Origin of the sequence: Bacillus salacetis (genome assembly GCF_003581585.1) — a bacterium.
GTDB lineage: Bacteria > Bacillota > Bacilli > Bacillales > Bacillaceae_B > Rossellomorea > Rossellomorea salacetis.
Genome location: NZ_QXIR01000022.1, coordinates 63,490 through 74,774, shown reverse-complemented (window position 1 = coordinate 74,774; position 11,285 = coordinate 63,490). Strand labels below are relative to the sequence as shown.

Here is an 11,285-nt window from a genome sequence, read left to right as displayed (position 1 = left end):
CAAAATAGACAAGAACCAGGAGATCCTGGTTCTTGTCTATCAATTTAAGGTGAGCTCATTTCTTCGAATAATAAAATTGTTATCTATTTTGGCCTTTTCAAAGATTATTTCCATAGAATCTCTATAATTAGAATTCAGTTTGTTAGCATTATTGATAATCATAGCTTTAATTCTGTAATCTGGATCTTCAATTAGTTCAGATAATTCACTAATAATAATTTCATCGTAACCTTTTCCTATCATTAGGAATAAAGATTCAATTGCATGATACCTTAAATAAAAATTTCTATCTCTAGATTTTGATAAGATAACATGTAAAATAATTTGATCATTTGGAATCGCTTTATTACTCTCATCATGATAACTCACAAACAATTTAATTGATTCTAATAACTTTATGTTTTGGTATACGTCTTCTTTATTAAAAACTGAAAGTAAAAGCAATAACTCTTTATCTTCAGATACTGAGTTTGCAATAAACCATAAATACAAATATAGCCTAACAGTTAGTTCCGAATCTTTTTCGAAAATACCTTGATATATGTTTAACACATTTTCAACGTTACCTAGGAGTTCAGTATTTAGACCTTCCCAATCATATTTTATTTCTTCCTCACGGTTATTCATCAATTTTAATACAAATAAAAGCTCTAACCCATCTAGCTTTTCATTTGCATATTGCTTTGGATTAAGTAAAGTTTCTTTAATACTATCTATTACGTCTAAAAAAAGTATTTGTGTGAGAACAATATTTGAATTCGATATAATATTTTTTATTATTCTATATGGGGAGGTTGCATAGGTTCCATATACTCCATTTTTACCTAAGTTATTATTTCTATTAACCATTTGGTCTACATACTCTTTTATATAGTGACCATTTTCTTCTGAGGATAAATTAAACACTTCTAACTTGTACAGGTTGTAAAATTTCCCCCATTCCTCTTTTATTATCCTATCTAATTCACTAAACTCTTCAAATTGTCTTCTTAGACTTATTATTAAACTCTGAAAGAATCTGGAATCCTTTAGTTGATTTTCATCTAATAAATCTACTATTAGATTCTTTAATTCTCCTAAATGATGAGAATATACCTTCCAATTAATACTCTCAAGCAAATCAAAGACATTATCGTAAAATCTAACAAACTTATTTTTTATGATTTGAATTAAAAAAGGAAAAACCCTGTTAATATCTATTCTTCTGATATTTCCTTTTATTGCTTTAACAATAAATGACCAGTTTCCTACTATTGGTTCAGAATAAAGCCACTTATTTAAGATATTAAATATCTCGTCTTGGATGTTATTATAGTCTTTATCCCCAAAGTAGTAACCAAGGTGATTAAACAAAACTAATTTGGTTTTAGTCCTATCTCCCTCGTATGGTAACGAATTAGATAACCTATACAATTCATATATTTTTTCAAAGCTACACGATGATAAAATTTCACTGTTATTATTGCAAATATGTTTAATGTTTTTATAGTCTTGATCAAGAATGCTAAATTTCAAATACTCAAATTTTAATTGATATTCATCATAGATTCGTGAATATTGCTGAAAGATATCTTTCAGTAAGCTATTTGTGAGTGATATATGGGTTAACGAACCATAAATAATAGCAATATACAAACTTTTTGCTACTTCCTCAAGTAGGTAATCTATTTTAGAACCAATCGAAGTACTGTAAGGACTTTGAATAGTGAACTTATTTATGTCTTTAAGGATTTCATTATTAATATTTTTTTGCACTCTATCTATAGCCGGAAAATATAACAAGTGACTATTATCTTCTATTTTTTTTTGGGCATCAGAGATAAACACCTGATTAGAATTGTTCATTTTTTTATTTTCAAAGTTTCTGATATCTATAAGAATATCGTCTCTAACCCACTTTTCTATTTTCAGTTCCTCAATTTGGGATACAGCTTCATTTAATTGAGAAATTGCTTTTTCCATATCTCCTTTATAATAATACTCAATAGCTTGCCACCTTTTTTGGATGACCTCTTTTAAGTTCCCTTCGAACTTATCATTAATAACAGACATAATCGACGAAAAGTTAACCTTTGAAATTTCTCCTTCTCCTATTAAGTATTTCATTAAATAATAAGAGAATTCATCCATTTCATTATCGGGTTCAACTTGTTCATCATTTTTAAATATAATATTTTTAAATAGGTGAGTAGTTTTAGAAAAACCAGTGAGCTCTTTTTTCTTGATCAAACTTTTTTCCACTGGTTCAATATCATTAATATACTCATGACCGTAGTCATCTAGAGTCCCTTGTTCCTCCAACTTTATTAGTCTGTTTTTACAATATTCATTATAAATATTTACTATGTCATTCATAACGCTTTTAAAACCTGTATCTATAAGCTCATGTATATTATTCACAACTTTGTATCGTGCTCCATTTGGACCATTTAATTCCTTTTGTATCTCACTTTCTTTTTTTAAAGGATCATTTAAAAAAAGATAAATGGCTTTTCGGCCAATCTTCCTTGCATGCATCCATTCCTTCATAACTCCTTCAGGAATTTTTGATTCTTTATTGTCAATTAGAAATAGCACCACATGACAGTCCTCTAACTTATTCAAATATTCATCCCTTGCAGTTACTGAAGCCGCAGCTCCAGCTTCAAAAACGTAAGTTGTTATAAATCCAGTGTTTTCTAATGAATTTTTAAGAGCTGCCCTAATAATGTCATAAGATTCTACTCCACATTTAGAACTGATAAACACATTTATTTTATCTTTAATGAAAGTCACAATAGGCCCCCTTAATGTATATATATTACTCTCTAATTTACAAACTCTTTTTAGCCTTGCTCATTAAATAAACTAAGTTATAGTCATTCATTTATCTCGATCTCCCAAGTACCAAGAGTTTTCCCTATTATCAATATAGCACAAAATAACTCATACTCTAATATTACCCTGTTAAATTATAGGAGATTAATCAAATGTAACACGTATCCTCTATAAAAAGATTCATATCTGTTAAGTATAGTCACAGTATACTCAAAAATTTGTCGACTGTTGTTTGCTTAGTTTAACCTTTCAAAGATCTCAAATATAAGGTTTTGGAAGGGGGAGTTTAGGAACTTATGTATATAAAGTGCTTATACCTCCACCTTGCCCTTGGACACATTAATTATCCCTCTAATCTCCTTGGTATTGTCATAGAGTCCTAGGCAGACACTCAGGTCCTTTTGAGAAACCTGCTAAAATAGAATCAAATAACCAAACAGAAACGAGGGATATAAAAATGACTTCACTTGCCTTTGATCATCTTGTTCACTTTTCATCTGATCCTACATCCGCGAAAAACATGATGCTGCAGCATGGCATTCAAGCTATTGAGGGTGGGGAGCATGAAAACTGGGGGACGTATAACACGCTTGCTTATTTTGGTTTGAGTTATATCGAGTGGCTTGGAATTCAAGATTCATCTGTTTCCATGCAGGTTGACGATAACCCGCTGATTCAACAGCTTGTCACCGAGCTGCCTTTGGGAGACCACCCGGGGAGGATTGCTCTCAGGACGAATAACATGAATCAACTTGCTGTCGATCTTAAGGAAAAAGGTCTGAACCTTCATGGCCCTGTCAAAGGTTCGCGGTTAACGGACAGTGGAGAACTTTTGCAATGGTCCATGCTGTTTATCGCGGAGGAGCATCCGACACTTCCCCTTCCCTTCTTCATCCAGTGGGGAGAAGATGATGCTGTTAGAAGAGAGAAACTGAAGGTACACTCCAGCCATCCAGCCGGCTCTCTTCAATTAAAAGATGTGTTGATAGCAGTTGAAAATTTGGATAATCAAATTTCTAAATGGTCTTCTCTATTCGATCTACAAATTGGAGATGCATTTATAAATGAGGAATGGGGTGCAAAATGCCAGCGCCTTTATATGCCGCACGGAAACCTGTTGTTTTGTACTCCTTTTGAGGATGGCATCGTTAAAGATTACCTCAATGCATTTGGCGAGAGACCCTTTGGCCTTCAGATTGGAAATGGCCGCCAAGACCAATCCATTCTTTTACAGGGAGGAATGTATGAGATCTCTGAAGAATGACTAGAGAGGGTGAACTTTAAAGTTACGCAGGTTCTTATCCCACCAAAGACGTACTTCTCTAAAGAACTATATTACGTGGGAGGTCAGATGAAAAAACTAATTGTCGTGTTGTTTTTAGTAGTAGGCATTGGCTGCGGTTATTTAATCACCACCCTATCTTCGAGTGTGGCTTCTGGCATCAGGGATAATTTTATATACGAAGATAATGAAAAAAAGCCACCATTTGAATGGACTAATAGATATACCCTATTAGACGAAGAGCCTAAAAGAGGGCGGTGGATATATTATGATAAAATTGATGAACTATTCGATGAATGGCACTTCGACTCTGGAACGTCTAAGAAAAAAATTATCACCTACAGTATTTCAGCTTTGCTTTTTATAACAATAATAACCATTGTATTGATAAGGTATTCTAAAAAAAGAGCGCGGAAAAGGGAAATAGCAGATGGTGAAACAATAACAGAAGCGTCAGTTAATGAAGAAATTGAGTATGACCATACCCCCGAAGTTATTGACACCTCAGCATACGATGACCTGCACAAGATCAGAAGAATCTTGATAGAATGGGAAAATAGTTTAAGCAGCTCATCTAAGAAAAAACCCCAGGAAACGATTAGTGAATGGTTTCGTCGTATAAGTGGGCCGGTCGATATTATCCATACTTATGAAAAAGTTCGATACGGCGATAAGATCATTTCAGAAGAGGAAATTACTACGTTCAAAAATTCATTGAGTAATAGCTGATACCATTTAAAGATGTATCTACTCGAAATTTACCTATCACACCCGAGACGCAGAAAAACAGGGCCTGACCCCCGGTACATTAATGTGCATGGGTGCAGGCCCTGTTTTCTATGAGAACCCAAAATCCCCCTCCCTTAAAATAATGAGTGGGATTTTTTTGATCTTTTTTATGTTACAGTGACCCCTTTAAATTTTTCCAAACCAAAATGAGGCTTGCTTCGTCTAAAATGGGGAAAGGGGGGAAACGAAGATGGCTGAACTTGAAGAAATAGCAGTGAATGTTAATAGCATAGAAGATAATGAACAAGTTATCGGCCAGTTAATGGATAACTACAGCGATGATGTACTGCATCTTGTTTTTTCCTATGTAAAGAATCGAACGACTGCTGAGGACTTAACGCAGGAGATCTTTATTAAATGCCATGAAAAACTGGGTCAGTTTAATAATAAGTCATCACTAAAGACGTGGCTATATGCAATTGCCATTAATCATTGTAAGGATTATTTGCGCAGTTGGCATTACCGCAAATTAAAATTCAGCGATAAAATTTTGGATTATATCCCATCCAAGTCAAAACACGTTGAAGAGGAAATCATCTCAAAAAATGTAGCCAACAGCTTGACGAGTGCCATTATAGATTTACCGGTAAAGTACAGGGAAGTTGTGTTTTTACATTACTACGAGGAGCTTTCTTTATTAGAGATCAGCAAGATTACGGGCGTAAATAGAAATACATTAAAAACCAGATTAAAGCAGGCCAGGGAATTATTAAAGAACAAGATGAAAAAGGAGGTTTAGCCATGGGTGATCCATTCCAAAACTTAAAGAATTCTATAAAAAAAGATTTTGAGGGATTTTCTTTTTCCGAGGAGAGAAAAAATGCGGTGAAAGAAACGATCCGGAAGAAGCAATCTCACCTGGACCTTCATTCTTGGAAAGTAGAAACCCTTAAAATTATATTGTTTTCACTGCAAGATGAAGCAAAGCAAGGGTACGATATTTCCACCGGGCTTTTTCAAAAAAATGAGCTTAGCTTTAAAGGCGATGAAGGCCAGCTTTATACCCTTTTACATCTACTTGAAAATAAGAAAATCATTACATCAAAGTGGGTGGAAGACAGGAAATACTATTCCCTGACTGCGAAAGGGAAAAAATATGCAGCTGCCCGGGAACCTAGAGATTCTAAACAACACGCATCACTTCAATCTTTACTTGAGGAGGCTTCTTTATGAGTTCTTCTAAATTTGAGGAATATTTAAGTAAAGTCATCTCTAAAGTGAAATCCAAGGAAGCTCACAGTATGATCAAAAAGGAGCTTAGTAATCATATGGAAGAGCTAAGCCGGTCCTTTCAAGAGAGAGGATTATCTGTAAAGGATGCGGACAAAAAGGCAATGCAGGAAATGGGAGATCCCTCTACCGTCGGTAAAAACATGAATCATCTTCATAAACCGAGAATGGATTGGCTCCTTATTGCTTTATTTGTCCTTCTTGCCGGCATTAGTTTTCTTCCACTGATGGGCAGTGTTTCAGTACCCAGCCTTTCTTTTATGAAAACACAAGCAGTCTGGGTCTTCCTTGCTGTTCTTGCTCTCATAGGATTTCTTTTCTTTGATTACAGGAAACTGAAAAATTTGTGGATGTATTTTTATGGATGCGGCTTACTCCTATTTTTCACCACTTTTTTAGTTGGCGTTGAGATTAATGGAGCAAAAAGGTGGATTTCTTTCGGAGGTATTACGATTGATGGTCCACTTATATCCTTATTTTTATTTTTGATCGCGTGGGCCGGCATTTTCGCCAAAATCAATGAGTTTAAGGGATGGAAAAAACAAGGAATGCTATTATTCCTATTTTGGACTCCAGTCCTTTTTTACCTCATGGTTCCACAATTGCTGTTCAGCATTATATACTTTTTTAGCGTATTAGCGATGTATGTTTTTTCTTATCCACAAAAACAATTTGCCATTAAAGCAGCTGTGGGTAATCTGCTTATAGGCATCCTTTTCTTTAGCATGATGATCCTTACATTCCCTAATCGCTATCTCTCTGATACACTCATTCCATTGAAAGATATCCTTTCAGAGGCTGGTTGGTTCGGCAACGGACTTTACAATGATCTAAAGCTCGCTGAAGCCCATACAGATCTTGTATTCCCATTTCTCGTCTATTCTTTTGGCTGGGCATTCGGAATTGTCCTTTGTCTGCTACTCTTTGCATTTATTTTGCGGATTTCCTTAAATGCTTTTAAAACAGAGGATTTATTCGGCAGATTAATAGCCATCGGAGGGGCTGCATTCTTCATTGTTCCTGCTTGCTGGAACATCTTAATGGGTCTTGGAATCGTCCCCATCATGCTAGTACCCCTGCCGTTTATCAGTTATGGCGGAAGCCTGCTGGTAGTTTATTCCGCACTGCTGGGTCTTATTCTGAACGTGTATCGTAGAAAGGATATTGTAGAACCTACAATTGTAAATTAATTTGGAAAAGGGGCCTGACCCCCGGTACGTTAATCCGTTAGTGTACTGGGGTCTGGCCTTGATTCTGAGAACGGCTACCAAAACCAGTCCATTCTCCTAGAGGGAGGAATATATGGGTTCTCTGAAGAATGATTAGAGAGGTTGCACTATAGAGGGACGGAGGGTCACCTGTCCTTCTGTTCCATGAAGCAGTGCTTTAATAAAGGAGTTGTATAAAATGGATAAAAAAAATGATACAGAACTAAAACGCTCTTCAAAAGCAGAAAACATTCTATCTCAGATCAATAGTAAAACGAAGCTGGGCGACTTGCGGAAAATCGCGAAGGACATTAAAAAAGATCACGAACTGGCTATGGAACTTTGGTCAACCGGAGAGTTTTTGCCCAGACTTCTAGCCATCTTGATTATGGACAAAAAACTTCTTTCACAAGATGTGCTGAATAGCCTTGATAAGGATATGCAGACTCACTCTTTTGAAGAGCGGAATAACTTAATGGATTGGTTGATGGCTAATCAGCTCACCAAAGACAAGAAGAGAATTGCCTTGATAGAGTCATGGCAAAATAGCCCTTCTGCTCTACAAAGACGAGCATTCTGGTATTATCAAGGGCGATTGAGATGGACCGGGCAAACACCGCCTGATAATACCGCAGACTTGTTATCTGCATTAGAGACTGATATTACGCAGGAAGAACCCGAAGTTCAATGGGCGATGAATTTCACCGCAGGCTGGATCGGCATTTATGATGAAAAGAATCGTGAGCGTTGCATTCAACTTGGGGAGAAAACGGGCCTTTACAAAGATGAAAAAGTATCAAAAGGATGTACTCCCAACTATTTGCCGGAATTCATTACGATTGAGGTTAACAAACGACATAAATAATTTGGTACCTTTGAAACTGGGAAAACGCAGCCCCCGTAATCCCTTCATTTACTTTGTTTTGTTAATCAGCTCCATATATTGTGTATCTCCATAGCCTATAGTTGGAAAAACCTCGAATAACCGCTCAAGCAATTCGGATTTGGGTAAATGTTTATTTTTAGAAATATATTTTACGACGGTGTTATTTTCGGTCTGCATTTCTAAAAATAACTCGATTGCCTGGTACATCACTGGAAGCAGTTCACCAGCCGGTTTCTTATGATGAACCAATACTTCTTTATAGATGGAATGATAACTGCCCAACGTAAGTTCTGTTTGGCTTACTTTAAATTCATCTTCTCTAAAGCTGTTTAAAAACACTTTGCCCTTATACTGAGACTGTTCAAGATAGGCAAGGATCGTCAGAAGATTCATCTGACAAAACATGTCTTCCCCAAACCATAAGACAATATAGTTATAGTTCTCCTCAAACAGATTATGTAAGGGCTTTATGACCTTATTCCTGTAATTTTCTACAGAGTCATGATGTCCTGATGCTCTCGTTTGAATAAACGCATTGTCAAAAATAGTTGCGGTTGTCGGATGTACACACATGGCTTCATTAAAAGGGGCATAATCAGAATTTCCCATCAGCCCCCCTCTTTTAAATTCTTCATACATTACTTGTCCGTTAAAAATGTTAAGTACATCCTGGTCAAACAGTTCTCCCTTTTTATGTTTTAATCGTTCAACCTCTCTTTCTCTGTTGTGATTCATTCTAAAACCACCTCCCTGATAAATAGTGAGCTTATCAAACGATTGAACAGGCATTTGATTGAGTTGAAATTCTCTTGGGGTTACTCCAAAAACGGTTTTAAAAGCTCTGCTATAGGCTTCTTGGGATGAATAACGATATTCAAAGGCAATATCAATGATCTTCTGGTCATTTGCCAGATCTTCTGTAGACAGATACAACCTTCTAAGAAGAATGTAGCGTCTGATGCTTATACCTGTTGCCTGATGAAATTTAAAAGAACAATAATAAGGGGAATATCCCATATAACCAGCTAATCTCTCTAATGAAAAATTGTCTTTTAAATTGTCTTCCAGCCAGTCAATCATCAACTGTATATATTCATTCATTTGCATCACCCTGATTAAAATTATACATTACATCGATTTTTCTTTTTTGATAATTGTTGTGCTGTAAAAGTACTGTTCCGCAAAGGCTGGCCTATCCCCAGGTACGTGTTACAGAGGTTTATGTATTTAAACAAGCGTTTGATTACTACCACACTCGACTCATTTCGGACAAACCAACTAAACTCCTTAATAAAGTTCAATGTATCGGTCCCAACTTGTCCATTCCGATATTTGACCAGATTGATTTCCGTCTCCTGCCCTTTTTCATCCCGGTTTATAGTACACCCCCTTCAAAGAAGCATGACGCGGGTGGAACCGAGTCCTGTTCCGCCCGCGCCAAGGAGCCGGTCATCCGCATTCTCCACCCGTTCCTGTATTTCCTAAAGGTTTGATATATTTGTTTTGGGACCTCCTATAGGTTATCATCTGTGTAGCAAATGCGGTTCCACTATGTTAGTGGGAATATGCTATAAGAAAAGAGGTCTAGAATGAAAGCTTTAGTATTTGAACAATTTGGCGGTCCTGAAGTTTTGGAGTATAGAGAGATCGCTGACCCGGCTATCGGGCCGAATGAAGTTCTTGTCCGGACAAAAGCAATCGGTTTGAATTTTGCCGATATTTATCGTAGAAAAGGAAATTATCATCTAACGGGGCAGCCTCCTTACATATTGGGGTATGAAGGCGCAGGAATCGTTGAAGAAGTCGGAAGTGAAATATCATCCATTAAAGTTGGTGACCGGATCGGGTTCGCTGATGTTCCTTTTGCCAATGCGGAGCTTGCAGCTGTACCGATAGAAAAAGCCATCCCGCTGCCGGATCGTATTTCTTACGAGACTGCTGCTTCTATTATGCTGCAGGGCTTAACCGCTCATTATCTCGTCCAGGACAGCTACTCTGTTAAACCTGGAGATGTTGCTGTCATCCATGCGTCAGCTGGCGGCGTTGGGCAGCTATTGATTCAAATGGTCAATCTCCTTGGCGGAAAAGCAATCGGACTTACTTCTTCCAAGGGTAAAGCAGAGATTGCTTTGAAAGCGGGAGCAGACGAAGTATTCCTCTACAGTGAAAATTGGTCGGATAAAGTCCTGCAGGCAACTCAAGGAAAAGGGGCGGATGTCGTATTCGAATCAGTCGGTTCTACGTTATCAGAAAGCTTTTCTGCCACGAGAACTGGCGGTACGGTCGTATTTTTTGGCATGGCTGGCGGCGACCCTCAACCCGTTGATCCAAGGATGTTAATGGATACTTCCAAGACCCTGACTGGCGGTGACCTTTGGAATGTCCTTATCTCAAGAACGGAAAGAATCAACCGTTCAAAGCAGCTGTTCAAGTGGATTGAGAATGAAGAATTAACCATTCAGGTCCCTGTCACCTACAAATTAAAAGATGGTCAAGAGGCTCATCGATTATTGGAAAGCCGCAGGAGTACAGGGAAGATATTATTACTACCGTAGAATGAAGAAAGGAGAACTGTAATGGGTTCTCCTTTTTGGATTTTTTCGGTGACCGGATCTCTCTTTGTAGTACGAATAGAATGCTTTTTGTAAAAGAAAATTGCATTAAATAGAAAGCTCTAAATGCCTATTGTGTTAACAATGCTGTTTAGCTAAATCTGCATAATTTAATCCGCGATGGAAAATATAGTTACTATAGGATGAAAGAAAGAGGTATAGTTATGTATTTTTTCAAGAACATCCACACTAATATTCTTTTTGTAATAGTTAGTTTCGTTCAAATGATCATTGCTGTTGCTGTATCTCAAGCACAATCAAGAGTAATGCCAGAGAAACAAAATTCATCCAATTAGGCTTTGCACTTTTTGTTTTTATCATTAGTCTTGGTCAAACAACATTGATATTAAAAAAAATGAAATCTCAAAAGAAATCTAATTAAACATTTCTCATACAAACTAAATACCTCTTCAAAATGAATAATTTTAACATTTGCTCAGGAACATTAGTAACAAAGGGCA

The 11,285-nt window shown here is 36.7% G+C and carries 9 protein-coding genes; 7 read left to right on the top strand and 2 right to left on the bottom strand.

Going from position 1 to position 11,285, the window contains the following annotated elements:
• Positions 1 to 39 precede the first annotated feature (39 nt).
• Positions 40 to 2,775 (bottom strand): hypothetical protein, encoded by a 2,736-nt coding sequence (locus tag D3H55_RS15555; RefSeq protein WP_119548239.1) that lies wholly within the window; start codon positions 2,773 to 2,775, stop codon positions 40 to 42.
• Positions 2,776 to 3,274: 499 nt separating this feature from the next.
• On the opposite strand from D3H55_RS15555, the gene D3H55_RS15550 reads away from it, so the two are divergent.
• The 6 genes from D3H55_RS15550 to D3H55_RS15525 all read left to right on the top strand — a co-directional run bounded on the left by D3H55_RS15550 (position 3,275) and on the right by D3H55_RS15525 (position 8,191).
• Positions 3,275 to 4,081 (top strand): VOC family protein, encoded by an 807-nt coding sequence (locus D3H55_RS15550; protein ID WP_119548238.1) that lies wholly within the window; start codon positions 3,275 to 3,277, stop codon positions 4,079 to 4,081.
• 87 nt (positions 4,082 to 4,168) lie between these two features.
• The gene (locus tag D3H55_RS15545; RefSeq protein ID WP_119548237.1) at positions 4,169 to 4,828 is read left to right on the top strand and encodes a hypothetical protein; all 660 of its coding nucleotides are present in this window, start codon (positions 4,169 to 4,171) and stop codon (positions 4,826 to 4,828) included.
• A 250-nt stretch (positions 4,829 to 5,078) separates the two neighbouring features.
• Entirely contained in the window at positions 5,079 to 5,627 is a 549-nt protein-coding gene (locus tag D3H55_RS15540) for a sigma-70 family RNA polymerase sigma factor (RefSeq protein WP_119548236.1), read from the top strand.
• A gap of 2 nt (positions 5,628 to 5,629) precedes the next feature.
• A complete protein-coding gene (locus D3H55_RS15535; protein WP_119548235.1) occupies positions 5,630 to 6,061 on the top strand; it encodes a PadR family transcriptional regulator in 432 nt (143 codons plus the stop codon).
• The gene (locus D3H55_RS15530) at positions 6,058 to 7,308 is read left to right on the top strand and encodes an FtsW/RodA/SpoVE family cell cycle protein (protein ID WP_119548234.1); all 1,251 of its coding nucleotides are present in this window, start codon (positions 6,058 to 6,060) and stop codon (positions 7,306 to 7,308) included. Before D3H55_RS15535 ends, D3H55_RS15530 begins: the two co-directional genes overlap by 4 nt.
• Positions 7,309 to 7,525: 217 nt before the next feature.
• Positions 7,526 to 8,191, top strand: coding sequence for a DNA alkylation repair protein (locus D3H55_RS15525; RefSeq protein ID WP_119548233.1), 666 nt, complete (start codon positions 7,526 to 7,528; stop codon positions 8,189 to 8,191).
• 48 nt (positions 8,192 to 8,239) lie between these two features.
• On the opposite strand, the gene D3H55_RS15520 is transcribed toward D3H55_RS15525, so the two are convergent.
• Entirely contained in the window at positions 8,240 to 9,313 is a 1,074-nt protein-coding gene (locus tag D3H55_RS15520; RefSeq protein WP_119548232.1) for a helix-turn-helix transcriptional regulator, read from the bottom strand.
• Positions 9,314 to 9,801: 488 nt separating this feature from the next.
• On the opposite strand from D3H55_RS15520, the gene D3H55_RS15510 reads away from it, so the two are divergent.
• On the top strand, positions 9,802 to 10,767 hold the full coding sequence (locus tag D3H55_RS15510; RefSeq protein ID WP_119548230.1) for a quinone oxidoreductase family protein: 966 nt from the start codon (positions 9,802 to 9,804) through the stop codon (positions 10,765 to 10,767).
• The last annotated feature ends 518 nt before the right edge of the window (positions 10,768 to 11,285 follow it).

Excerpts from the sequence above, each read along its gene's own strand:
- D3H55_RS15545 (WP_119548237.1), top strand. The coding sequence starts at position 4,169 with ATGAAAAAACTAATTGTCGTGTTGTTTTTAGTAGTAGGCATTGGCTGC.
- D3H55_RS15525 (WP_119548233.1), top strand. The coding sequence starts at position 7,526 with ATGGATAAAAAAAATGATACAGAACTAAAACGCTCTTCAAAAGCAGAA.
- D3H55_RS15550 (WP_119548238.1), top strand. The coding sequence starts at position 3,275 with ATGACTTCACTTGCCTTTGATCATCTTGTTCACTTTTCATCTGATCCT.
- D3H55_RS15535 (WP_119548235.1), top strand. The coding sequence starts at position 5,630 with ATGGGTGATCCATTCCAAAACTTAAAGAATTCTATAAAAAAAGATTTT.
- D3H55_RS15540 (WP_119548236.1), top strand. The coding sequence starts at position 5,079 with ATGGCTGAACTTGAAGAAATAGCAGTGAATGTTAATAGCATAGAAGAT.
- D3H55_RS15530 (WP_119548234.1), top strand. The coding sequence starts at position 6,058 with ATGAGTTCTTCTAAATTTGAGGAATATTTAAGTAAAGTCATCTCTAAA.
- D3H55_RS15510 (WP_119548230.1), top strand. The coding sequence starts at position 9,802 with ATGAAAGCTTTAGTATTTGAACAATTTGGCGGTCCTGAAGTTTTGGAG.
- D3H55_RS15520 (WP_119548232.1), bottom strand. The coding sequence starts at position 9,313 with ATGAATGAATATATACAGTTGATGATTGACTGGCTGGAAGACAATTTA.